Genomic DNA, 24,705 nt, shown 5'->3' with positions numbered 1-24,705 from the left:
AAATGTGGTTTATATTAATACATACGAAAAAGGAGAGTGATGAAAATGAAAGAGAAAAAGCTTTCAAAAAACATCACAGACAGAGATTTTAACAAGCTGGTAAGCAGCAAAAACGTCGAACGGGCTGTGATGGTAAAGGATAACAAAGTTTACAAATACGGTTATCAGAAATAAAAACTTCGCGCATAAATACGCGAAGTTTTTTATTATATCCAAAGGCCTGAATTGGTAATAAAGCAGAACGGTCAAAACGAAATGAATGATTTGACAAGCATAGAAGGATATGATATATTATTCATGGTTAGCGATGACTAACTAAGGCGCGCGGCGCCTTTCTTAAACCAAGCGAGTTAGCGTATGCTAATTTAATCGGAGGGTGACGATTGTGGATACATTGGAACAAATGATTGCGCGGCATTGCGCGCCTGCGTTGGCCGGAATTAAAGCGGCTGGGCTTGTTTCCTGCTGCCGGAAAAAACATCCGGATATCGAAAAGCGCATTTCGCAGTGGAACGCACAGATGAATCAAAAAGGGATATTTTTTGAAAAACTGTCCGGGCGGGATTGCAGGATATTGTTGCTTGTCTACAGGAAAAAGAGCCTGGAGGAACACCTGCAAAGAAATGACGTAAACAGACTGATGGACGAGACGGGTTATCCGCAGGGTGGAATTGACGCGCGGATTGCGCATCTGAAAAAAAGAATCTGTGAAGCGCAGGGATTTCCCCACGAAATCGGCCTTTTCCTCGGTTATCCGCCGGAGGACGTGGAAGGATTTATGGAGTACGGCGGGAGAAATTACAAGCTGAACGGATATTGGAAGGTATATTCCGACGAATACCGCGCACGGACATTGTTTGAGCGCTATACAAAATGCAGGGATGCGGTGTGCAGGCGACTGATGAGCGGATATACGCTGGGACAGTTGTTTGCCGCTGCCTGACCATATAAAAACACGGGAGGATAGAAAATGAATAAAGCAGCAATTATCTATTGGAGTGGAACGGGCAATACGGAAGCAATGGCGCAGGCTGTACTCGAGGGAGCACAGGGAGCGGGAGCGGATGCCAAGCTGTTTACGGTGTCGGAGATCAGCGTTGACGACGCGCTTGGCTACGATGTTGTGGCGCTCGGATGCCCGGCGATGGGAGACGAGGTGCTGGAGGAAGGGGATATGGAACCGTTCTTTTCCGATATGGAACCAAAGCTCGGCGGCAAAAAAATTGCACTGTTCGGCTCTTATGACTGGGGCGACGGAGAGTGGATGCGCGAATGGGAACGCCGTGTGAATGCGGCGGGAGCAAAGCTGTTCCAGACAGAAGGACTGATTGTACACAATGAGCCTGATGAAGAGGCATTAAAGCTCTGCAAAGAGTTTGGACGGGATATGGTTTCCTTTTAAAGTAGCTCATTAAAGTATCTCCCCAATATACGATAAAACTGGAAATCAATACACCGATTTTTTCTGAAACAACCCCCGGAGGAATATCTCCGGGGGTTGTTTTTCGCAAAAAATAGTTGCGTGCGCAATCAATTATGAGTATAATTACTATAAAGGTTGCGTGCGCAACTGTTTTTTATGTCTGCGTCCGGAAAGCTATTCAGGAAAATATCGCTCCGGGACGACGAAGGGGGACACATTGGAAAAACGCTTTTCTTTGAGTAAATATGCTTCGATGATCAACCGTTTCAGCCTGCAGTTTTATGACCAGGAGCTGGGTACATTCCAGATTGGCGGGGGGCAATACTTTTTTCTTGGCCGTATTTACGAGGAACCGGGAGTGAGCGCGCAGGAGCTTGCAAAAAAAGGGCATTTTGACAAGGCGACGGCAACGCGCGCGCTGCAGAGGCTGGAAGAGCGGGGATATATTACACGGGAAACGGACGACATTGACCACCGCGTCAACCGTTTTTACACCACGCAAAAAGCGGAGGATGTAATGGAAAAGGTTTACGCCGCTGTGGAAAAATGGAATCATATCCTGAAAAGCGGAATGTCTGCCGAGCAAGCGCAAATGACGGAACACATTATGGATCATATGGCAAAAAATGCTTATGAATATATTTCTAATTCTATAAAGGAGGACAACAATGACAGAAGCAACCATGACAACACAGGCGCCTGAAAAGGAAAATCCGCTTGGATATAAGCCTATAGGGAAACTGTTGCGCAGTTTTGCGCTTCCGGCAATCATTTCATGTCTTGTAAATTCGATCTACAATATTGTGGACCAGATTTTTATCGGGCAGGGAGTCGGATATCTTGGCAATGCGGCAACTACCATATCCTTTCCGATCATGACCATCATGGTGGCGGTCGCTACGCTGATTGGTACGGGCGGCAGCGCGTTTGCGGCACTCAAGCTTGGGGAAAAGAAGGAAGAGGAGGCGCAAAGGACTCTCAATAATGTCCTGATATTATGTTTTATCGCGAGTGCGCTTGTGGTAACGCTGGGACTTGTCTTTTTAACGCCGCTGCTTACAATGTTTGGCGCAAGCGATGCGACGATGCCTTACGCAAAGGATTACGCCACGGTAATACTGATCGGTTCACCGTTTAGCATTATCAGTATCGCGCTTTCCAATATGGCGCGTACGGACGGCAGCCCAAATCTTTCGATGTACAGTATCCTGATCGGCGCGGTTTTGAATTCGATTCTGGATCCGATCTATATATTTGTATTCCATTGGGGCGTTACAGGCGCTGCAATCGCGACGGTTACATCGCAGCTGATATCGACGATTATCCTGTCCGTCTATTTTGCAAGGGGCGGAAAGACAATGGGCTTTCACAAAAAGTACATGAGGCTATCCGGGCGCGTGTGCAAGATGACGTGCCTGCTTGGAATTTCTTCGTTTGTAACGCAGCTGGTTGGATGCGTGATGCAAATCGTTATGAACAACGTTCTTGTTTACTATGGAAACCAAACGGCGGTGGGAGGCGATACGGCTCTTTCGGCGATGGGAATCGTGCTTAAAATCGCGATGATACTGGCTTCAGCCTGTATTGGTATCGGCATCGGCGCGCAGCCTATCCTTGGGTTCAACCAAGGGGCAAAGCAACCCAAACGCATCAAAAAAACCTTTGTGATGGCTGCGTGGATATCGACTGCGGTGGTGGCGGTTGCGTGGCTCCTGTGCCAGCTATTCCCCGGGCAGATTATCAGCCTGTTTGGCGATTCGGACGCGAATTTCTCAGCGTTTGCGGTAAAGTGCCTGCGGATATTCCTTGGGGGGATTTTTTGCGCGGGTTTCCAGATTGTGGCAACGAGCTATTTCCAGGCGACAGGCCAGCCGCTCAAGGCGACGGTGCTTTCCATGCTTCGCCAGCTTTTGCTGTTGATACCGATGATGCTGATTTTGCCAATGTTTTTTGGACTGGACGGCGCTTTGTATGCAGGGCCGATAGCAGATATCGGATCGGCGCTCATTGTGGCGGTCTTTGTGGTATTTGAAATGAAGAAGCTGAACGGATGGATCAAAAAAGATGAAAAGGAAGGAAAAATGACGCTCGCCCGGGCACAGGCTTAATTTGACAATTATGCTTTGGGTTCTTATAATGGAACTTACAGAAACGAGAGGGACAGCAGAAATGTTTGATAAGCTTTGCATCAGGACAAGCTCCGCACAAATGGATTGGATGAGACATTGTACGGAGCCTAATAGGGCGTTTTTTGCCTGAGTCATCGGTTAATATGGGATAGAATTCCGGCGGGGTTCCCGCGTGTTTTCCTGTTCCTGTTTTCCGTTGTGCGTCAAAAAACCAGGCCGCGGACAATGTTTTGTCCGCGGTTTTTTGATGGACAAAAAAAGGAAAACAACAATGAAAACACAAACTTATAATTTATTGACGGGGAACGTGACAAAAGGCCTCGTGGCATTTGGCATGCCGGTATTTTTTGCGAACCTGCTGCAACAGTTCTATGGCATTGTGGATATGATTGCGGTAGGGCAGTTCGTGGGGAGCGCCGGACTTGCGGCAATCAGCAACGCCTCCATGATCAGCTTTATCCTGACGGCATTGTGCACGGGAGTTGCGATGGGGGGAACGGTGCTTGTCGCGCAGTACAAGGGCGCGGGGGACGCGGCGGCGCTAAGAGAGTCGGTTGGAACGCTTTTTTCGCTGACGATGATTTGTTCCATAGCGCTTACAATATGTGGATACCTCCTCTACAGGCCGGTTTTTGAACTGATGCGCGTGCCGGGCGAAGCAATGCAATACGCATGCGACTATATGCACATTATCTGCGGCGGCATCATTTTTGTATTCGGCTATAACGCTGTGTGCGCGGTGTTGCGCGGACTTGGGGATTCCAAAAATCCGCTCTATTTTGTGATGATTGCAACATGCGTCAACGTAGTGCTGGATATTGTGCTGATCGGACGTTACGGCATGGGTACAAAGGGCGCGGCGGTTGCCACAGTTATATCACAGGCGGTGTCGTTTGTCATCGCGATCCTTTACTTATGGAGAAAGACCACGGTTTTCGATTTCAGGTGGAAGAGCCTTGTGATTAAGAGGAATAAGGCAAAGCTGATTCTGCGTGTTGGATTGCCGTCCGCCGCGCAGATGGCGGTTGTGAACCTGTCGTACCTGATCGTAACGGGGATGCTGAACGGCTTTGGCGTTGCGGTTGCCGCCGCCTCGGGCATTGGGCTTAAGGTGAACACCTTTGCGGCAATGCCCTGCTGGGCGGTTGGACAGGCTGTGACTACGATGGCGGGACAGAACATGGGCGCAGGAGATATTCCGCGCGTGAAGAAGGTCGTGCGTGCGGGACTATTGATCAGCGTACTTGTTTCGCTTGTGATGATTGCCATATTCCAGCTGTTTGCACAGCAGGTAATTATGCTGTTTAACACAGACGCAGAGGTCGTGCGGGAGGGTGTGCTGTACCTGAGGATTTGCTGCTCGCTCAACTGCGCTGCATATGCGGTGATGTATACCTGTAATTCCTTTGCCACAGGAATCAGCGCAGCCGGCTTCGCGCTCATGAACTCAATGATCGACTGCGTTGTGACGCGTATTGTGCTGAGTTATTTGGTGGGAGTGACCTTTGGCTACGGGTTCCTTGGAATTTACGTTGTGGAAATGGCGGCGCCGGTGCTGCCCGCCATAGCAGGCTTCCTCTATTTTAAAAGCAGGAGGTGGGAGAAGCGCAGTCTGATCCATGCAGGACAGGGAGGCGGGAACAGAGCGCAGGATAACGGGTAAAGATGCAAAAAGGGGCTGCCGCAATTTATGGTTTCGCGGCAGCCTCTTTATTTTTTAATTGCTTTTTATAAATTCATATGTTATGATATAAAAAATTATTCCGCAGAATGCGGAACAAAAGGAGTTGTATGTTGATGTCGGCCATCTATGTGGAGGCTGTTTTCTAAAATTGAATATGGGCTGCGTAAGCGCGGGAGCAATTATCCCCGGTTTGCCATGCCGTACAAGGTAACCTTTTGTGAATACTATAACTGTCTGTTGTAGCACACCGCGGGGTGTGTTATTTTTATGGAAAAACCGCAGTTTGAGCCACAAAAAAAGGCTGCTTCCTGCGGTATTTTTATGCCCGTTTTCAATTTTCACTGAATCAACAAGGAGATTCCAAATGATGAATTTAACAGACTACGGTCTGACGCCAAATATGCTGCAGGAACCGATCAAAGGGATTCCGGCAAGAGTAACTGCCGTCTATAAGGAGCGGTATGCCCTCATATGCGGGCACGGAGAGCTCTATGGAAGGCTGAAAGCAAGCGTTTATTATGGAAAAGGCAGGGAGAGCTTCCCCACAGTGGGGGATTTTGTACAGATCGACTATGTGCCGGACGGAGACAGCCGGATTATCGGCACGTTACCCCGCAGGACATATTTTTCCCGCAGGGATCCTACGCCCGGGCGTGGCGAACAGGCGGTCGCCGCTAACTTTGACTATGTTTTTATCATGCAGTCCCTAAACCATGATTTTAATCCAAAACGTTTGGAGCGGTATTTGACGCTATCCCGGCAATCAAACGCAATCCCTGTCATCCTGTTGACCAAGGCAGATTTGGCGGAAGACCACAGCAGCTACCTGCGCGCCGTTCAGAGGGTAGCCGCGGGGGTGGATGCGTTTGCAGTCAGTACGAAAACGGGCTTTGGCTTCGATGCGTTGGCGGACTACCTGAAGCCGCGCAAAACGATTGTGCTTCTCGGCTCGTCGGGGGTGGGAAAGTCAAGCCTGCTAAACAGGCTTTCAGGTAAAAAGGTTATGGCGGTAAATGATATCAGGAAGAGCGACGGCAGGGGCCGTCACACCACCACTGCCCGTCAGCTTTTTATGCTGGAAAGCGGCGTGATGGTGATCGATACGCCCGGTATGCGCGAGCTTGGCATGTGGGATGTGAGGGCAGGGCTTGACGAGGCGTTTGCAGATGTGGAGCAGTACCTCGGCAGTTGCAAATTTGCCGATTGCGGCCACCAGAGCGAGCCGGGCTGCGCGGTCAAGGCGGCGATTGCAAAGGGAGAGCTGTCCCTGAAACGATGGGAGAGCTATGTTGCGCTGAAAGCTGAGGCCAGGTATTCCGATGATAAAGAAGCGTATCTGAAGCAGAAAAAACAGCGGTATAAAGAAATCGCCCAAATTGTAAGGCAGGCCCAAAAAACGGATTACCGCCACACGCCCTGTATGGAAACATTTACCTGCAAGGTGTGCGGGACGCATGTCGCTGCTGAAGGCGCGGGCAGCGGACACCGCAACCATTGCCCAAACTGCTTGTCCAGTATCCATGTGGATAACGAACCGGGAGACAGGGCTTCGCTGTGCCATGGGGTGATGGAGGCAATCGGCGTCTGGGTACGTAAAAATGGCGAATGGGCGCTGATCCATCGCTGCAGGACATGCGGTGCACTCAGCTCAAACAGGATAGCTGCGGACGATAATCCCACCTTACTGATGTCAATCGCGGTAAAACCGCTGGCGCAGCCGCCCTTTCCCCTCGACAGGATGGGAAAGCACACTTAGGCGGCTAAAAGCTCAGACGTCCGGCAAAAAAGCCAATGGAGATTTCCATTGGCTTTTTGATTTCACCCGGGAATTTTTTATGTTTGGGGTTTACGGTCAAAATAAGGCGATTTTCCTGTCGCGGAAAGCGGAATGCCCAAAATGACTTTGACTCTGTCGCCCATAAGCTTCAGGGAAAGGGCGGCCCTTCCCGCTGAAAAAATAATACGGTTATCGATACGCGCGTCGGCGGCAACGCCTGCGGCGGAACCGGCAGCAATCCCAAGATCGATATTATCGTACGCGCATACGCCGTTTTGCTGTGCGCATTCCGCACAATTTTTGTGGTTACAGTACTGGCAGCCTTCATTCAGCCCGCGCTGCTGGTAGGTTGTACCAATGAGCACAATCGCGTGGCTGTCGCGGACATTGCCCGCGTCGCGTTTCAGGAACGGATAATCGAGAATGGGTGCAAGACGGTCCATTTCATCTGCAAGCGCGTCTTTTTCCGTGCCGGTCAGGATACAGGTCTGGATAAAATCAAGTCCGCGTGTTTTGGGGGCGGTCCTTGCCGCTGCGCACATCTTTTGTGCTACGGCAAGGATAGCGGTTTCCTCGGCAGTTTTGGAATTGATGATCATGATTACACTCTCTCCTTTTCGTGTGATTGGGGCGCATGTGGCAGATTTTTCCGCCACTGCGCAGAAAGGGCCTTTATTGCACGCGCGTCATGCGCTGTGTTTTACTTATTTGCTGTAAAATTCGTCTTCGTCTCCAGTGAAGGAGGCAAACCGCGGATCGTCTTTGAGCGCTCTGATTTCTTCGCGGCTCATGACGCTGTTTGTACCAAGGCACGCCGTACAGCGCGACTTGCAGTTTGGGCAGACACAGCCCAGGGTAAGGTCCTCTGCATGTACCATATAAACTCCGCACTGCGCACATTCACATCTCATTTACCAATTCTCCCTTTTTTGTATATATAACATGATAGGCACAAAAAAGACGGATGTCAAACTAATTTGACATCCGTCCTGCATTACTTACTGTTCGATGATGCTGCCATCCGTATCTATGACGGTAACGCTCCACGGGATCATCTTGCCGGAAGCGCGCAGCGCGTCTGTGACCGCCTTCTGTATGCCTCCGCAGCATGGGACCGACATCCGTACCACTGTGACGCTTTTGATGTCGTTTTCTTTCAGGATTTGCGTCAGCTTTTCCGCGTAATCCACGTCGTCAAGCTTGGGGCAGCCGATGAGCGTAATTTTTCCGCGGATAAAATCGTTGTGGAAATTCCCGTAGGAAAACGCCGTGCAGTCTGCCGCAATCAGCAGGTGGGCCCCATTAAAGTACGGCGCGTTTACCGGAACCAGTTTGATCTGCACCGGCCACTGCGAAAGCTGGGAATCCATTTCGGCAGAAGCTGCGGGCGCTGCCGGGGTTTTTGCCGGTGCGCTGCGCTCGATGACCTTGGAATTGGAGCCCGGACACCCGCAGGGCAGCGGCGCCTTCTGTGATTGCGCTGCCTGCATATTTTTCTTTACCGCTTCTTCGTCAAAGGCAGCGGCTTCACGCTGCTCGAAGGTGATCGCATCTGTGGGGCAAACGGGCAGGCAGTTTCCAAGTCCGTCGCAATAATCGTCGCGCAGCAGCTTTGCCTTTCCATCCACAAGGCCAATCGCCCCTTCCTGGCAGGCGGATACGCACAAACCGCAGCCGTTGCATTTTTCTTCATCTATCGTTATAATTTTCCGTTTCATACCATTACCTCGTTCTTTGTTTTGTTATAATTATCATACCAAAACAGAAAATAAATGATGTTGCATTTGCAACAAAATTTAGATAGGAAAGAATATTTACTGCTTTTTGACAAATTTTTTCGCCATTGGTTTTTCGGCGATTTTACGAAAGCCTTCGCCGCTGATTTCGCCCGCGTCGCCAACGATGATAAATGCGTCCGGATCGATCTCGTGGATGAGGTGGTAGATTTTATAAACCTCCTGCCTGCGCACCGCGCACAAAAGAACCTCGCCCTCCACGCCGCTGTAGCCGCCGCGCGATTTGAGCGCAGTCACACCGCGCTCCATTTTATTGAGTATGCTGTCTGCGATTTCCTTATTTTTGGGGGAAACAATAAACATCATTTTCCCGGTGCCAATGCTGGTGCCATATAAAATCGCGTCGATTACCCACGAAGTGATGAAGATCACAATCATAGCGTAAAGCGGGCTTTCAAAATCCTGGTAAACCCATGCGGAGACCAGTACGACGATCACATCCAGCACAAGGATCAGCTTGCCGATGGATATGTGGGGAAATTTGATTGCGATGAGGTTTGCCGCAAGCTCGGTGCCGCCGGAGGTGCCGCCGCGTACCAATATGAGCGCGAGCCCCACGCCGGAAAGCAGGCCGCCGAATACGACCGTAATGAGCGGTTCGCCGTGATACTGTGGGAAGATTCCTGATGTAATATCGATCACCACAGAGGACAGGGCCGTAGCGATGATTGTCTTGATGATGAACTTCCAGCCAAAATACAGGAAGCCAAGGATAAAAAGCGGAATATTGGTCACGAGGATCATGGTACCGATTGGCAGGCCAAATACATAATTAAGCATTGTCGCAACGCCGGTAAGCCCACCTGGAGCGATGTTGTTGGGCGCTGTGAATGTGTTGATTGCAAGGGCGTAAATCAGGCTGCCCAGGAAAAACAACAGTCCGTCGAGCACGAAGCCTTTTATCTTTTTGGAACGCGCAATATCCATTTTGATCCCTCTTTTCATCCTTTGTGATATTATTATACGCCCAATCGCACCCGGTTCAAACGAAACTTTATTAAAGTTGTATAAAGATTTCAGCGCGCAGGAGACTGTTTTTTGACAGGACGGTGTGGAGCGCTTATGGAGCGCGGAGGAGAATAAAAATAGATTTCATGACATTGTTTCAATGGAAAAAGTAAGGCGCGGCTTTGGATGAATCCTTTTATACAGCGAAAAAAGGAACGCATTACATCGTATAAAAAATATTATTTTCAAAGAGAAAATAATTATTGACAAATGAAAAGCGAAGCGTTATGATAAAATCACAATCAGGGAAAAACATAATTGTATTACAAAGCAAAAAACATTTAAAATTTTTACAGTCAAAGGCGACCAAAAAAGAATACTTTTTCGTTCGTTTTATTATTACGCCCACAGCGCCCGTTTGGGCGTTTTTTTTGTGCTTTTTTCCATGAGCGAAAAAGTATAGTTTTCAATTATGGATCGCTTTCTATGAAACCGGCCTTTATGCCGGCATCAAAACAGCAGTTGAAAACAGCGGGGAATAAGCATGAATATGAACAGAGCAGGCCTCTCAGATAAAGACCGTAACCAGCTTCAGGTACTCAACGCCCTGATTGGCAGCAGGGAAATATCAGCGATTGACGTAACGGCAAAAACAAAGCTGAGCCCGGCTACGGTCAGCCGGATTTTTAAAAGCCTGCAGGAAAAGGATCTCATCCGTTATATTGGAAAGGAAAAAACAGGAAAGGGCAGGAGCCCGGAGCTGTTTTGCTTCAATGGTGAATACGGATATCTGCTGCATTACAACATTACGCCTATGGTGGTTTATGGGTATATCGCGAACCTCAACGGAACAGTCCTCGGGCGGTACAGTGTGAAGTACGATCCGCAGGGAACGCTCGAGCAGCTGCTTGTGATACTCGAAAACATCAAAAACGAGCTGCTCCGGGACAGGAACCAGAGAAACAAGGGAATTCTGGCGGCGGGTTTTGCAGTACCCGGCGTAATCAACAAGAACCAAAGGACTATCCATACCATACCCGACGTCTGTATGCTCAGCGATACAAAGCTGATCGATTATGCGGAACGCATTCTGGGCGTGCCCGTGATTGCAAACAATGTATCATGGCTTTCAGCGGTGGGCGAAAAAGCGGAGGTTTATCCGTTTGTGGAAAATCTTGTATACATCATGCTGACGTCTTCCATGGGAATCGGTATGGGGGTGATTGTAAATAACAAGCTTGTAACGGGAAATAAAAACTATGCGGGCGAGATTGGACAGACAGCGTCCCTTGGAACGCGCAGCATGGAGGAATATATCAGCGGAAAAGGTCAGGTAGAGCACCTTGCGGGCCTGCAAATGCTGATCGAAAAGGCACAATCAGCGCTCGCGGAGGGAAAGGCTTCTATATTAAAAAACCTGATGGAGGAAAGGGGGGAGGAAAAAATTACACTCGCGCTGCTGGAAGAAGCGGCAAAGCATCATGACAAAGATATTGAAATCATATTGGAAGAAACAATAAAAATGTGGGCAATGCTCGCGATCAATGTTGATTTGATGATCAATCCGGAAATTATCGTTTTGGGGGGAAGCATATCAAAAGAAAACCAATACATTTGCAACGCGCTGGATCGGCAGTTTAGTCAACTGGGATTGTTCAAACCCGAAATCAGATACAGTATTTGCGGAGAAAACGCACAGCTTTTGGGAGGGATCCAAATGTTAAAAGAGTATGTACATGATAATATCATTCTTCAGGAAGTAATCCAATAAGCAAGTAACAATTTAAAATGTTTTTTGTCCTGTATTGAAAGGAAGTTTATTTCGTGTTGCCTTTTTTGAGGGAACGGTTTCAAAAATACGGTTTAAGGAGTGGTAGAAAATGATTTTTAATTCAGTATCAATCAACGCAGAAGAAGGAAAGCTTAAATCAAACGCAAAAAATGGATTTTCCAGGTTCACAAAAAATTATGCCATTGTGATCGCAATTCTGGTGCTGGGAGTAGTATTTGCGTTTTCATCCGAGTACTTCCTCACCTATAGCAACATCAGGAACATATTTATCCAGAGCAGCGCGCTTGCGATTGTTGCGATTGGCCAGGCGTTCATCATCCTGACTGGCGATTTTGACCTGTCGCTTGGACAAAACCTGTGCTTTACTAGCTGCGTGGCGGCATGGATGATGAAATTTGGCGAGGTAAACCCGTGGATTGCCGTTATTACAGCGCTTGCGCTTGGATGCGCGGTGGGCGCGACAAATGGATTTTTGATCGCTTATTGCAAAATACCCTGCTTTGTGGCGACGCTCGGAATGCAGATGGTGTGCACCGGCCTTGCGAGAATCGTGACCAACGCATCGCCCATACCGTCTATGCCCCAGGAAATTGAGTTTTTCGGCAGGGGATTTGTAGGCGGCGCAGAATGGGGGATACCGATTTGCGTGATCATTATGATCGCCTTGTATGTCATATTTTCATTCGTAGCCAGGCGTACACGAATGGGACGAAATGTATATGCGATCGGCGGGAGTAACGAGGCCGCTTACTTTGCAGGCATTAACGTCAAAAAATACAAAACAATCGTTTATGTGCTGGGCGGCGGTATTGCGGCATTCGGCGGCATCATCCTTCTTTCAAGACTGGATTCGGCGGCTGTTACAAACGGTAACCTGTACGAGTTTGATACGATCATATCATGCGTTATTGGCGGCGTAAGCCTTGCAGGCGGTAAAGGAAAAATCGTACAGGCGCTCTTTGGAGCCATATTCCTGACGTTGTTCTTCAACGGCATGACAATGCTCAATGTGCACCCGTTCGTACAGTTTGTCCTAAAAGGCGTTGTACTCATTGGCGCGGTGGCGATTGACGTAATCAGGAATAAGCGCAACAAATAATACTCTTTGGAAAGGCGGACAGTATGGATAATAATATTTTGGTTTTGGAACACGTATCCAAGGTCTTTCCCGGCGTAAAGGCGCTTGATGATGTGAGCTTTGCTGTGCAGCGTGGAACGGTGCACGCGCTGGTGGGAGAAAACGGCGCCGGGAAATCGACGCTGATCAAGATACTCGCAGGAATCTACCGTGCGGACGAAGGGCAGGTTATTTTAAACGGGGAAGCGGAGCGTTTCAATACGCCGCATGAATCCCAGATGAAAGGGATCAGCGTCGTACATCAGGAATTGAAGCTTTCGGAAACGCTTACGGTGGCAGAAAATATATTTCTTGGAAATCTGATCTATAAAAAAGGCCTGGTGGACTGGAGCACGATGCGCAGGAGAGCACAGGAAATGATGGATGAGCTGGGCATCGATATCGATGTGGACGCTGTGGTGGAGGACATTTCCGTCGCCAAAAAACAGATCGTTGAAATCTGTAAGGCGATCAACATCAACTGCAGCCTGCTGATTATGGACGAGCCGTCTGCCACGCTCACCACGCGGGAACAGACGATTATGTTTGACATCATCCGCAAGCTTAAAGCGGAGGGGATGACCATCATCTATATCTCGCACAGGCTGGAGGAGATTTTTGATCTGGCGGACAATGCGACCGTACTGCGTGACGGCAGACAGATCGATACCTTTCCGGTAGCGGACGTCGACCGGAAAAAGCTGATTTCCCTCATGGTGGGACGCGAGCTTGTGAACGAATATCCCAAAGCCGAGGTTGAACCGGGAGAGACAGTGCTTGAGGTAAAGGGATTAAACCGCAAGGGGGTGCTCGAGGACATCAGCTTTCATGTGAGCGCGGGCGAGATACTTGGATTTGCGGGACTTGTGGGTTCAGGCAGGACGGAGGTCGCGCGGGCAGTACTTGGAATCGATAAGATAGACAGCGGCGAGGTGTTGCTCAACGGAAAGCCTGTTCACCAAAAGAGCTTTCAGGATGCGATTGCAAACGGGTTTGGGCTTGTGCCGGAAGACAGGAAGGAGCAGGGGCTTGTACAGATCCTGTCCGTAAAGGAAAACATTTCCATGGTCAAGATGGAGAATATCATAAAGCATGGCGTGGTGATGCCGTCGCTCGAAGATAAATACGGCAGGGAATATGTGGATAAGCTTAACATATCCACGCCGTCGCTCGATACGGAGGTGCAGTACCTTTCAGGCGGAAACCAGCAGAAGGTGGTCATTGCAAAATGGATTATGCAGCAGAGCAACATTATTTTTATGGACGAGCCCACGCGCGGCGTGGACGTAGGGGCAAAGGCAGAGATTTATGAGCTGATGAACGAGATGGTGAAAAGCGGAAAATCAATCATTATGATTTCGTCAGAGCTGCCTGAAATACTTGGGATGAGCGACCGCGTGATGGTAATGCACGACGGCAAAATTGCCGGCGAACTCACAAGGGAAGAAGCCACGCAGGAAAAAATTATGACAATGTGCGTTTAGGGAACAGGCGCATAATAATTTAAATCGGAAACCGATTTAAAAATAAAAGAATCTTAAGGAGGAAGAAAAATGAAGAAAGTATCGATTGTTGCACTGGTTCTGGCAATCCTGATGACGGTTTCGCTGTTTGGGTGCAGCGCGCCCGCAGAATCATCCGCCCCGGCGGCAAGTGACAGCGCGGCTCCGGCGGCAGATGACAGTTCAGCTCCGGCGGCGGATGGCAGCGAAACCCCGGCGGCAGGCTCGGATGCTTCCAAGGTTTCGGATGCGGTTAAGGGAAAACGCCTTGCAGTCGCTCATATCTCGATCTATGACGAGTGGTGCAAGGCTGTCTACGACGAGCTGATGGTACAGGCGCCGGAAATGGGCTTCAGCGAAGTCAATATCCAGGACGGCGACATCAACGCAGAAACGCAGCAGAAGCAGGTGGAGGATTTTATCAACCAGCAATACGACATGATCCTCATCGATCCGGTTTCACCGGACGGCATCCAGCCCACACTCGATAAAGCGGAGGCGGCAGGAATTCCTGTAATCGCGTTCGACTCGGGTACAGACTGGGAGGATCTCGTTTCACACATCGCATGGGATCACGCGCAGACAGGCGTGCTCACGGGTGAATATGTAGCGGATTATGCAAAAGAAAATCTTGGCGGAAAGCTGCGGGTAGGTGTGCTTGCCATGCTCGACGCGCCGCATACGTCGATCCGTTCCGAAAAATTCAAAGAAACGATTGAAAAAGAACTGGGAAAAGAAAACATCGAATATGTGTTTGACCAGGATTTCGGTAAAACGCGTGAAAGCGCTGCCAATATCGTGACGAACAACATTGCAAAGCCTGTTGATATTATCTGGGCGGCAGTGGGCAACGCGGCGTTTGGCGCAAAATCCGCACTCGAAACAGCGGGCGTTACAGGTCCGAAAATCGTGGTAGCCGGCGACTGGGGAGCAGAACCCTTCAATGCGATCAACGACGGCGATCCTTATTACATGATGTGTGTTGCAGTACCTCCGGCAAACATTGTGGAGACGACGCTTGACACAGCGAAGAAATACTTTGAGGGAGATACGGATATTCCCAAAGAGCAGAACATCGAGCTTGGCATCGTGGATAAAAACAACATCAGCGAATATATGAAATACGTCCAGTAGCACAGACAGAAAGAGCGTTCCGCCGCAATTTGCGGCGGAACGCAAAATAAAAAACAAATGCAGGTAAAAGCATTGGCCTATGTGCAGGAAGGCATGGGAGGATATCCCTGCCCAAACGATTTGAATTGCGGTAATGGCCGCAATGGTTTCAGGCAGAAACAGGGGAGAACAGGAAATGACAAAAGAAAGAATGACCATTCCAAGAAACGAATATGACGAGCGTATTTCCAAAATACAGGAAGCGATGAAAGAGCAGGATATCGACCTTCTGATCACGCATGCCTGTGAATGCGAAAGCGCTACGGTAAGATATTTATCCAATTTCTGGGCAGTGTTTGATTTTGTAGGGATACTGGTTCCGCGGGAAGGGAAACCGATCCTGCTTACCGGAGGGCCGGAGTCTTATGACTTTGCAGTACAGTTTGCACAGATAGGCGATGTACGCATCCACCCGATGTATGTGGAAACGAGCGCCCCGGAATGGGATAAGCCGACAAACGCCTGCAACTACCAGATGATACTCGACGAGATAAGGGAGCGTTTCCCGGTCAAAAAGATCGGCATTGCAAATGTGAATACCATTCCGCACGAAATTATGAAAGACCTGATTTCCGGCGCGCAGGGGGCGCAGATCGTGCCTGCGGAAGAGCTGGTGATGAAGGTGCGCAGGTATAAGAGCGCAAATGAAATTATGATGCTGCGCGAGGCATACCGTATCACGGAAGAAGCAATGAAGGAAGCGGCGGAGATGATTCGCCCCGGCGTGCGCGAATGGGAGATCGAGGCCGCGTGGCGCGCGGCGGCATACCGGATGGGCGCGGAGGGAACGGGGTATCCGATTTGGGTGACGTCCGGCCCGGCGACTTACCAGAGCCTGTGCAAATCCACAGAGCGGGTGATTGGTGAAAACGAGATGGTACAGCTCACCTTTGGCGCAAAGTACGGCGGATACTGCGGGAATCTGGTTCGCCCTGTAGTGCTTGGCAATTTGCCGCAGAAGCAGGAAGATATGATACGCGTCGCGCTTGATTGCCTGGGTGAAACAATCGATGTGATGAAGCCGGGAGTGCCCTTTGCAAGCGTATACGATACGTTTCAGGCGAGGCTCAGAAAAGAGGGCTTTGAGGGCCTGACGCTGTACGGCCCTGCGCACGGAACGGGAATGCAGGAATGCGAAGGGCCGTGGGTGGATAACCGTACCGGCATGGTTTTGGAACCCAATATGGTGTTCAACGTAGATATCTGGATTGCGGATAACGAATTCGGCGTGCGGTTTGAAGATGGAGTCCTTGTGACGGAAACAGGACTCGAGCAGCTCACGACATGGAACAGGGGCGCTATCCGGAAATAGAGGCGTGAAATGGATAAAAAAAGTTATAATACGCAACTGGTACGGCTGACGCAGTCGCTCGTAAATATTGAGACGGAAAACAGGCCGCCGGATGGGCATGAAAAAGAGGGACAGGAGTACGTGAAGCGGTATCTCCTGGGGCTGGGGATGGAGGTTACGGAGCTGTCCCCGCCGGATGTGCCGGGTTTTGAACAAAACGAGGCGTTTTTGCACGACAGGAATTATGAGGGAAGAAGCAATGTGATTGGCATCTGGAAGGGAAGCGGCGGCGGACGTTCGCTGCTGCTGACCGGACATATGGACGTGGCGCCAAAGGAGCCGATGAACTGGACGGTGTGCGAGCCGTATGAAAGCGTGGCAAAGGAAGGGCGTATTTACGGCAGGGGTTCCGCGGACATGAAGGCAGGCCTGGCCTGTGCGCTTACGGCGCTGCGGGAGCTTAGGGAAAGCGGCTTTGTGCCAAAGGGCGATATCCTGTTTGAAAGCGTGGTGGACGAGGAATGCGCCGGGGCAAGCGGCACGCTCGCGTCGCGTATGATGGGCCACAATGCAGATTATGGAATTATACTCGAGCCAACCGGGCTTGCGATCTGCCCTGCATGCGTGGGCAGCCTGCTGTTCCGGCTTACCGTGAAGGGGATTGCCGGGATGCCGTACACGGGGGAAGAAATATCCAATACGGTATACGACATGAACGACCTGATTACCGTGCTGCGGGAATACGACCGGGAACGGATGAAGATACTCGAGAAGCCGGAGCTTTGGAAGGAAACGCCGCAGGATCCACAGCTTGTGGTCACAAAGCTAAAGGCAGGGGATATTACGCCCGGCGGACAGCTTTCCGCGCCCATAGACGCATGGATCGAAATTGTAATCCAGACGTATCCGAACGAAACGGAGCGTGAAGCCACAGATTATTTTCTGGATTATATCAACTCGCACTATAAAAAGCCGGAAATTTTGGAAATCCGGCAGGTATACCACTACTGCAAGGCCGCACAGTCTGAAGACAGCCCGGCCCTGCCGCTCCTTGCCGAAAAGGCTGCGCGGTATACAGGTAAAGCAAAGGTGTGCGGGGCGATGTTTTCCTGCGACCTGTTCGCTTTGAAGGAATATGGGAATATGCCTGCCGCCGTATTTGGGCCGGCGGGCGAAAAGCTGCACGGGCCGGACGAGTGGGTGGACATTGAGAGCATGACGATCGTGAAAAACACATTGATCGATTTTATCAAAGAATGGTGCGGCTGAAAGCGGCACGGGAAAGAGAGGGCATACGGTTATGAATGTATTGGGACTGTGCGCGCATCCGGACGATTTGGACGGATGCTGCGGGGGAACGCTTGCAAAATATGCAAAGCTGGGGCATAAGGTTTTTATGTGCAATATTGCAAATGGAAATCTTGGACATAAAATCATTATGCCGGACGAGCTGAGTGAAATACGCAAAAAAGAAGCCGCGGCAGCAGCGGCGATCATTGGCGCGGAGCATTTTTGCCTTGATGTTGGCGACGCGATGGTGGATGCGGGAAACCGCGAAGTGCAGCTGCGCGTTGTGGAGGTGATCCGCAAAACACAGCCGGATGTGATTATTACGCATAATCCGGAGGATTATATGAGCGACCACAAGCAGGCGAGCGAGCTTGCCTACAACGCGAGCTTTATGGCGACGCTGCCGCACCTTGAAACGGAAAGCCCCAGCATCGACAAGGTCGCGCCGATCTTCTTTATGGAGACGCTGGCAGGCATCGGATTTATGCCCACGGAATATGTGGACATCACCGATACGCTGGAAACAAAGCTCAGGGCCATCGAGTGCCACGAGAGCCAGCTGAAATGGCTTAAGGAGCACGACGGAATCGATTTTGTGGAATTCCACGCTACATGCTCGCGCTTCCGCGGGCTGCAATGCGGAGCCCAGTATGCGGAGGGCTTCCGCAGGTACCAGGGATGGCCGAGAATGGATTGCAGACGTTTATTGCCTTAAAAGCGACAAATACAGATAAGAGATAGGAGAAATGAAATGGATTTATTATCGACGATCAAGGGCTCTAATATGGAGCATTATTTTCCGGAGGGATGGGATCTCAAAAAAATAGACGAATGCTGCTCCCACGGCCCGCAGGAGGTTATGGAGCGGCAGAGCTTCTGGCACGAAGGCTTTGCGCCTGTGGAATGCGATAACGACATTACGTTCGGCATGATGATGGGGCACGAAATTGCCCATACGATCAGGCAGGCGAAGGAGAAAGGGAAAAAGCTGGCGCTGATCCTGCCTGTAGGGCCGATGGGGATGTATCGCTGGGCGGTCTATTTTTTGAAGCAATGGAATGTGGACTGCAGGCACGTATACGGCTTTAACATGGACGAATGGAGCGACGAAACAGGGACGACACTGCCCGCAACAGAAAAGGGATCGTTCCAGAATGCCATGGAAGAGGCGTTTTATGGGCCGCTCGGCGAGCTTACCGTTCCGGAGAGCCAGCGCAATTTTGCCACAAAGGACAATTTACCGACCTATGCCGGGAAAATCGAAAAACTGAAGGCAGAGGGCGCGGAGCTTGTGACTGTGTTTGGCATTGGGCGCGTATTCCATATTGCCTTCTGGGAACCTCAATTTGCAGGCGAGTTTGATACGCTCGAAGAGTGGAAGGCGCAAACGCACCGTTTGGGAGCGCACCTGAATCCGCTTACGATCGAGCAAAACGCACTGCACAGCTTTAAAAGCAGGACGACGCTTGTGCCATGCTTTGCAAATACGATTGGGCCCGGATTGTTTCTGCAGTCCGACAGGATTATCGGCGGCTGCGACGGCGCATACAGCCGCGGTATGATGTGGCAGGGTATGTCCTTTTGGGTGGCGCTGCGTTATGGGCCGGATAAATGGGTGCCGGCAAGCTTCATGCCGACCATGCCCGGAAAGCTCTTTTATATCAGGGACCTCGCGGGCCCGCTTACGGCGGACTGCAACTGAAAAGCGAGAAAGCTGAGAAGTATTTCCTCCTCCTGGCTCGGGCGATACGAAAAAAGGGCTGCCGCCTGAGCGGCAGCCCTTTGGCTTTGATTCGTGTATAATAGAAAGACAGGGGAATGTTATGAAGCTTGAATGCGGCGCTTGCAGCGGCAGCATAACGGGCCGTGACTGAAGAACGAAAAGGAGACGGACGATGAAGTATTTACAGGGAAAGCGCGGATATAACATTGCGCTGCGTGAAAAGGAGCTTCCAAAGCCGGAAGGAAATATGGTGCTTGTTAAGACGCTCGCGTGCGGCGTGTGCGGATCGGATATCCATATCCTGGAACGCATGGAGGAATATACGCCGATGGGGCATGAGATTTCTGCCGTTGTGACGGAGGTGGGAGCGTGTGTTACGAAGGTACAGCCGGGCGACCATGTTATTGTGGAGGATGTGACAATGTGCGGCACGTGCGAGGCCTGCAAAAATGGAAAAACACATTTGTGCCGCAATATGTATACGCTGGAAGGGCAGTCCGGCATGGGCGAATATTTGTGCGTCCATGAAAACATGCTGAACCGGTACGAAGGTATAGACGATATCGTTGCGTGCGTCACAGAGCCGCTTGCGGTGTGCCTGAATACATTTTTCGCGGCGCAGCTGCCGCCGGAAGGAAAGCTTGTCGTCATGGGGACCGGGATACTTGGTATTATGACAGCCGCACTTGCAAAGCATTATGGAGCGATGCGCGTTGTGTGCGTGGGTTCGCGCCCACAGGGAAAGCGCAGCGCCGCAAGGAGCGCCGCAGCAAAAGAACTGGGAGCGGATGCGGTTTTTTATGCTTCAGAGCCGGACTATACCGGAAAAATAAAAGAGTATCTTGGCGGAGGGGCGGACGCAGTGATCGTTACCTCGCCGCCGAGGACTATCCCGGATGCAATGCAGCTTGCCGCCTATGGAGCCAACATTGTAAATATCGGGCTCGATTTTGGGGAAGGGGCTGTCGTGCCGGTGAATATTGACGACCTTGTTTTTAACAAGAACAACATTATTTCGGTATTTGCAGAGCCTGCAAGGATGTTTCCGCTTAGTATAGACCTGATCAGGCGGCGGGTGATCGATGTGGAAAAGTTGATTACGCACAGGGTAAAAATCGAGGATACGGACGCGCTGAAAGAGATTTTTATGCAGGATAGCCCGGTGATAAAAGCGGTAATCGAGTTTCACAGCGATTTAACGTAAAGCAGGTTATACAAAACTTGCGATCAACCGTTTGTATATGCAGTTTATACCAAAAGCCTGCAACTGGCCTTTTGACAAATTGCTATAAAAAAGAACGGTGATTAACGGCTGCTGCATAAGACAGTATGAGTATTTGAAACGGTATGGCGGTTTTCCGCTATACCGTTTTTTCATTCTATATTTTGCGCCAAACATTCCAATACTTTTTTATTTGACATAATAAACTCCTTAATTATAAATAGCCACCATATAGTGGCATTGTAGCATGATTTGTCCTCTATAATTAAGATATAATTAGCAACTATGTGGTTGCGGAAAGAGGCAGTTATGCAAAAAGTAATACAAAATGCAAATTTTGGTCAAAACTTAAAAAAGATTCGTTCAGAACGGAGACTTTTCCAAAATGATCTTGTGAGCAGGATGCAGACACTTGGAAGCACGATTTCCCGTAGCGGGTATTCAAGGATTGAACTCGGAACACGCAATATAAAGGTGACGGATTTGGTTGCATTTCAGCAAGTTTGTAATGTGGATTTTGCGGAGTTCTTTAAAGGGATTGAGCCGCATGAATAAAAATATCTTAGTTCATGCAGGTTTTAAAAGATAATTTTAAGGTGCTTGCACCTGAATCATCAAAAATGGGGGTTCAATGCGTAACATTGCAAAAGGCCAGTGACAATTTTGTCACCGGCCTTATTTTCAGATACTGCCTGGCAGTGATTCCTTTCGATTACTGCCCTGTGGATAGCACCCTTTTTTGGTACATTATATCAGGAATTTTTTGGGATTTTTTTCTGTTTGCCGCTTACCCCGTCGATTTTTATTTTCACAATACCGGTCCGGCTGAGGGACTTTTTAACCGCATCGTCAAAACCTGCCATATTAGGGAGCGCATATTTCTCGCATATGAGCCGGAGCGCATGTATTTTTTCCGTATCGTCATCGACGACGGAAGCCTCCCCGTACAAAATCGCGCTTTGATAAGCGGTGGTAAAGTGCTCGGGGATTGCCTGAACGCCGTCCGCGCATACGAGGCATACGCGGGGCTGCTTTTTGATACAGTCAAGCTTTGTGCCTGAGAGCGCACAGTGAAAATAAACGACGTCGCCGTCCATGGCGGGCGAGAGCGGCACGGCATAGGGATTTCCGTCCGGATCCACCATGGACATCACCATATATTCGCAATTCCGAAACAGGTCGAGCGCTTCCTCAGGCGAGGTTTCGCGCTCTTTTCTTCTCATTTCACGCATATGTATGACCGCCTTTGTTTTTTCCCCAGTATACCATAAATATGATGGGTGGAAAAGCAAAACGAGGCTTTATAGCAATTTGTCAAAAGGCCAGTTACAGGCTTTGGTATCAATTTCATATGCAAGCGATTTATCATATGTTTTGCATAACCTGCATTCAGATCAATCGCTGCAGGCAAGTATCTTTTTGAGATCTTCCTCCGGCGTAGAGATTGGGCTGATATGGAATTTTTCTACAAGAATATCCAGTACGCCCGGCGAAACAAACGCAGGCAGGGAAGGCCCAAGGTAAATATTTTCAATGCCGAGCGAAAGCAGCGTCAACAGGATACAGACGGCCTTCTGCTCATACCAGGAAAGAACCATGGAAAGAGGCAGATCGTTTACGCCGCAATCGAAAGCGTCCGCAAGGGCAAGCGCTACCTGGATTGCTGAATACGCGTCGTTGCACTGGCCCATATCCATAATGCGCGGCAAGCCGGCCACCGTGCCAAGGTCAAGGTCGTTAAAGCGGTATTTGCCGCACGCAAGCGTCAGGATTACAGAATCCTCGGGCGTTTGTTTGACAAAATCCGTATAGTAATTGCGGCCCGGCTTTGCGCCGTCGCAGCCGCCCACCAAAAAGAAACGGCTGATTTTTCCGCTTTTCACAGCATCGATTACCTGGTCTGCCACGGAAAGCACGGTGTTCATGCCAAAGCCCGTTGTTAAGACGTGCCCGCCGTTGATACCGCTCATTTCGGTTTTTTGCGGATAGCCGCCCAATGCAAGCGCTTTTTCGATCACAGGGGTAAAATCCTTGTCCTCGCCGATGTGCGCCATTTGCGGATAGCCCACTACAGAGGTGGTAAATATCCGGTCGGAATAGGAAGAAAGCGGCGGCATCAGGCAGTTTGTCGTAAAGAGCACAGGCGCGGGTACGCCGTCAAATTCTTTTTTCTGGTTTTGCCATGCCGTACCGAAATTACCCTTCAGGTGCGAATATTTTTTAAGCTCCGGATAAGCGTGTGCGGGGAGCATTTCACCGTGGGTATAGATATTGACGCCCTTTCCTTCCGTCTGCTCGAGCAGGAGCTTGAGGTCGTGAAGGTCGTGGCCCGTGACAATGATAAAGGGGCCTGCTTCGATATCCGTGGATACTGTGGTGGGCTCGGGGTTGCCATACGCCCCTACGTTTGCGTCGTTGAGAAGCTCCATACATTTCAGGTTTACCTGCCCGCATTCCATTACGAGGGCGAGCCTTTCCTGGACGGAGTGCTCCAGCGCAAGCGAGGAAAGCCCGCGATAGAAGAAATCGTTTACTTCGCGGCTGGTTTTGCCAAGCACGCGCGCGTGGTGCGCATACGCCGCCATCCCACGCATACCAAATAACAGCAATGCCTGCAGGCTGCGCATATCCTCCTGATTGTGCCAGATTTGATCGGCAGAAAACTCACAGGTGCCGCCATGCTCGCGAATCAGCCGCCTGCCGCGTTCTACGAGGGCTGTGATGTCATTGTTGTCAAAATTAACGTTGGTTACGGTCGTAAAAAGCCCGTCGACAAGGAACCGGTCTGTTTCCTCGTTATGATGGTCCTGCGCCGCACAGGCAAGCTCCACCATGACGGTGGTCAAATCATCCTGTAGATTCGCAGTATCGATTTTTTTGCCGCATACGCCGCCTGCCGTGCAGCCGGTTCCTTTTGCGGTCTGTTCACACTGAAAGCAAAACATTTCCATTTCATAATCCTCCTTTGAGATGGTAAGTAATAGATAAACCGATTGTTGATTTATGATCTTAAGAATAGTACAATACGGGAAAAGAATATGTTGCTTTTGCAACAAAAGGAGCCGTTGTGGAACAATATATTGAGGTTCTTCAAAAAAATGAACTTTTTCTGGAAACAAAAGAACAGGAAATCAGCGCTATGCTGGCCTGCCTTGGTTATTCGATCAGGAGCTACCCCAAGGGGGATATGGTATGGAACGTGGGAACGCACATAGAAAGCTTTGGGATCGTGCTCGAAGGCCAGGCGCAGGTGGTCAGGGAAGACTACTTTGGAAAACGCAGCATGATTGCGGCAATCCCGCAGGGCGGAATATTTGGAGAGGCGTTTGTATGCGCGGGAATCAGGGAAAGTCCTGTGGCGGTGGTAGCAGGACAGGATACGCGCGTGCTTTTTTTGAATGTTGATAAATTGCTTACAACATGCGAAAGTGCATGTGCTTTCCACAACGGACTCATAAAACGGCTGGTACGTATGCTTGCCCGCAAAAATGTGGCGCTGAATGAAAAACTGGATTATCTGGGCAGACGTACAACGCGTGAAAAGCTGGGCGCATACCTTCTTGCGGAATATGGAAGGAAGAAATCAAATCCATTCTTACTTGACATCAACCGCAACGAACTTGCAGACTATTTGAGCGTAGACCGCAGCGCAATGTCGCGCGAGCTGTCCCGGATGCGGGAGGAAGGGCTGATCGATTATTGGAAAAACAGCTTTAAGATACTTGATTTTGAAGGATTCCAATAAACAATCCGGCAGGACAGCCGCTTTTTTTGCTTCTGCCCTTGAAAGTATATTCTGAACGGATTAAGATGAAAAGGAAGCTTGGATGGGAAGAGA

Annotated in this window: 24 protein-coding genes; 18 read left to right on the top strand and 6 right to left on the bottom strand. The window is 49.9% G+C overall.

Features of this window, described 5'->3' with window-relative positions:
- Window positions 1-45 precede the first annotated feature (45 nt).
- The 7 genes from ACS5WU_RS07865 to rsgA all read left to right on the top strand — a co-directional run bounded on the left by ACS5WU_RS07865 (window position 46) and on the right by rsgA (window position 6,992).
- Window positions 46-174 (top strand): hypothetical protein, encoded by a 129-nt coding sequence (locus tag ACS5WU_RS07865; RefSeq protein WP_268872436.1) that lies wholly within the window; start codon window positions 46-48, stop codon window positions 172-174.
- A gap of 211 nt (window positions 175-385) precedes the next feature.
- A complete protein-coding gene (locus ACS5WU_RS07860; RefSeq protein ID WP_052740428.1) occupies window positions 386-943 on the top strand; it encodes a DUF3793 family protein in 558 nt (185 codons plus the stop codon).
- 27 nt (window positions 944-970) lie between these two features.
- Window positions 971-1,402, top strand: a complete 432-nt coding sequence (locus ACS5WU_RS07855) for a flavodoxin (protein ID WP_046443238.1) — start codon at window positions 971-973, stop codon at window positions 1,400-1,402.
- 256 nt (window positions 1,403-1,658) lie between these two features.
- Window positions 1,659-2,126 carry a MarR family winged helix-turn-helix transcriptional regulator gene (locus ACS5WU_RS07850; protein ID WP_307756882.1) on the top strand — a complete coding sequence of 156 codons (468 nt, stop codon included), beginning with the start codon at window positions 1,659-1,661 and terminating at the stop codon, window positions 2,124-2,126.
- Window positions 2,092-3,531, top strand: a complete 1,440-nt coding sequence (locus tag ACS5WU_RS07845; protein ID WP_235811545.1) for an MATE family efflux transporter — start codon at window positions 2,092-2,094, stop codon at window positions 3,529-3,531. The genes ACS5WU_RS07850 and ACS5WU_RS07845 overlap by 35 nt, the downstream gene beginning before the upstream one ends.
- 292 nt (window positions 3,532-3,823) lie before the next feature.
- Window positions 3,824-5,215 (top strand): MATE family efflux transporter, encoded by a 1,392-nt coding sequence (locus ACS5WU_RS07840; protein ID WP_302762001.1) that lies wholly within the window; start codon window positions 3,824-3,826, stop codon window positions 5,213-5,215.
- Window positions 5,216-5,600: 385 nt separating this feature from the next.
- A complete protein-coding gene (rsgA, locus tag ACS5WU_RS07835; RefSeq protein ID WP_302761999.1) occupies window positions 5,601-6,992 on the top strand; it encodes a ribosome small subunit-dependent GTPase A in 1,392 nt (463 codons plus the stop codon).
- Window positions 6,993-7,069: 77 nt separating this feature from the next.
- Here rsgA and ACS5WU_RS07830 read toward each other — a convergent pair whose 3' ends face one another.
- The 4 genes from ACS5WU_RS07830 to ACS5WU_RS07815 form a co-directional block, all read right to left on the bottom strand.
- Complete coding sequence (locus ACS5WU_RS07830) at window positions 7,070-7,612, bottom strand: ferredoxin domain-containing protein (protein ID WP_046443237.1); 543 nt, start codon at window positions 7,610-7,612, stop codon at window positions 7,070-7,072.
- Window positions 7,613-7,717: 105 nt separating this feature from the next.
- Window positions 7,718-7,924 (bottom strand): hypothetical protein, encoded by a 207-nt coding sequence (locus tag ACS5WU_RS07825; protein WP_302761997.1) that lies wholly within the window; start codon window positions 7,922-7,924, stop codon window positions 7,718-7,720.
- Window positions 7,925-8,011: 87 nt separating this feature from the next.
- Window positions 8,012-8,731 carry an ATP-binding protein gene (locus tag ACS5WU_RS07820; protein WP_302761995.1) on the bottom strand — a complete coding sequence of 240 codons (720 nt, stop codon included), beginning with the start codon at window positions 8,729-8,731 and terminating at the stop codon, window positions 8,012-8,014.
- Window positions 8,732-8,827: 96 nt separating this feature from the next.
- Entirely contained in the window at window positions 8,828-9,736 is a 909-nt protein-coding gene (locus ACS5WU_RS07815) for a YitT family protein (protein WP_235843823.1), read from the bottom strand.
- A gap of 565 nt (window positions 9,737-10,301) precedes the next feature.
- Here ACS5WU_RS07815 and ACS5WU_RS07810 point away from each other — a divergent pair.
- From ACS5WU_RS07810 to ACS5WU_RS07765, 10 genes are all read left to right on the top strand, one after another.
- Window positions 10,302-11,528: an ROK family transcriptional regulator gene (locus ACS5WU_RS07810; protein WP_302761494.1), complete on the top strand. Its 1,227-nt coding sequence runs from the start codon at window positions 10,302-10,304 to the stop codon at window positions 11,526-11,528.
- A 109-nt stretch (window positions 11,529-11,637) separates the two neighbouring features.
- A complete protein-coding gene (locus ACS5WU_RS07805) occupies window positions 11,638-12,648 on the top strand; it encodes an ABC transporter permease (RefSeq protein WP_052740426.1) in 1,011 nt (336 codons plus the stop codon).
- Between the two features lie 23 nt (window positions 12,649-12,671).
- Window positions 12,672-14,150: a sugar ABC transporter ATP-binding protein gene (locus tag ACS5WU_RS07800; RefSeq protein WP_131924743.1), complete on the top strand. Its 1,479-nt coding sequence runs from the start codon at window positions 12,672-12,674 to the stop codon at window positions 14,148-14,150.
- A 69-nt stretch (window positions 14,151-14,219) separates the two neighbouring features.
- On the top strand, window positions 14,220-15,302 hold the full coding sequence (locus ACS5WU_RS07795) for a sugar ABC transporter substrate-binding protein (RefSeq protein ID WP_059108496.1): 1,083 nt from the start codon (window positions 14,220-14,222) through the stop codon (window positions 15,300-15,302).
- A gap of 175 nt (window positions 15,303-15,477) precedes the next feature.
- Window positions 15,478-16,653, top strand: a complete 1,176-nt coding sequence (locus tag ACS5WU_RS07790) for a M24 family metallopeptidase (RefSeq protein WP_197408868.1) — start codon at window positions 15,478-15,480, stop codon at window positions 16,651-16,653.
- Window positions 16,654-16,662: 9 nt separating this feature from the next.
- Complete coding sequence (locus tag ACS5WU_RS07785; RefSeq protein ID WP_302761491.1) at window positions 16,663-17,901, top strand: M20 family metallopeptidase; 1,239 nt, start codon at window positions 16,663-16,665, stop codon at window positions 17,899-17,901.
- A gap of 31 nt (window positions 17,902-17,932) precedes the next feature.
- On the top strand, window positions 17,933-18,637 hold the full coding sequence (locus tag ACS5WU_RS07780; RefSeq protein WP_059108499.1) for a PIG-L deacetylase family protein: 705 nt from the start codon (window positions 17,933-17,935) through the stop codon (window positions 18,635-18,637).
- A gap of 36 nt (window positions 18,638-18,673) precedes the next feature.
- Window positions 18,674-19,624 (top strand): sugar phosphate isomerase family, encoded by a 951-nt coding sequence (locus tag ACS5WU_RS07775; RefSeq protein WP_046443226.1) that lies wholly within the window; start codon window positions 18,674-18,676, stop codon window positions 19,622-19,624.
- A 193-nt stretch (window positions 19,625-19,817) separates the two neighbouring features.
- Window positions 19,818-20,849, top strand: coding sequence for a zinc-dependent alcohol dehydrogenase (locus ACS5WU_RS07770; protein ID WP_465089078.1), 1,032 nt, complete (start codon window positions 19,818-19,820; stop codon window positions 20,847-20,849).
- A 327-nt stretch (window positions 20,850-21,176) separates the two neighbouring features.
- A complete protein-coding gene (locus ACS5WU_RS07765) occupies window positions 21,177-21,422 on the top strand; it encodes a helix-turn-helix domain-containing protein (protein ID WP_465089077.1) in 246 nt (81 codons plus the stop codon).
- Between the two features lie 197 nt (window positions 21,423-21,619).
- Here ACS5WU_RS07765 and ACS5WU_RS07760 read toward each other — a convergent pair whose 3' ends face one another.
- Together ACS5WU_RS07760 and hcp are read right to left on the bottom strand one after the other, a co-directional pair.
- Window positions 21,620-22,099, bottom strand: a complete 480-nt coding sequence (locus ACS5WU_RS07760) for a pyridoxamine 5'-phosphate oxidase family protein (protein WP_465089076.1) — start codon at window positions 22,097-22,099, stop codon at window positions 21,620-21,622.
- Between the two features lie 162 nt (window positions 22,100-22,261).
- The gene (gene hcp, locus ACS5WU_RS07755; RefSeq protein ID WP_465089075.1) at window positions 22,262-23,818 is read right to left on the bottom strand and encodes a hydroxylamine reductase; all 1,557 of its coding nucleotides are present in this window, start codon (window positions 23,816-23,818) and stop codon (window positions 22,262-22,264) included.
- A gap of 116 nt (window positions 23,819-23,934) precedes the next feature.
- Here hcp and ACS5WU_RS07750 point away from each other — a divergent pair, with 116 nt between their 5' ends.
- Window positions 23,935-24,612, top strand: a complete 678-nt coding sequence (locus ACS5WU_RS07750) for a Crp/Fnr family transcriptional regulator (RefSeq protein WP_046443221.1) — start codon at window positions 23,935-23,937, stop codon at window positions 24,610-24,612.
- Window positions 24,613-24,705 lie beyond the last annotated feature (93 nt).

The sequence above is a fragment of the Christensenella sp. KGMB01412 genome, assembly GCF_055522415.1.
This window is presented reverse-complemented; position numbering and strand designations above follow the sequence as displayed.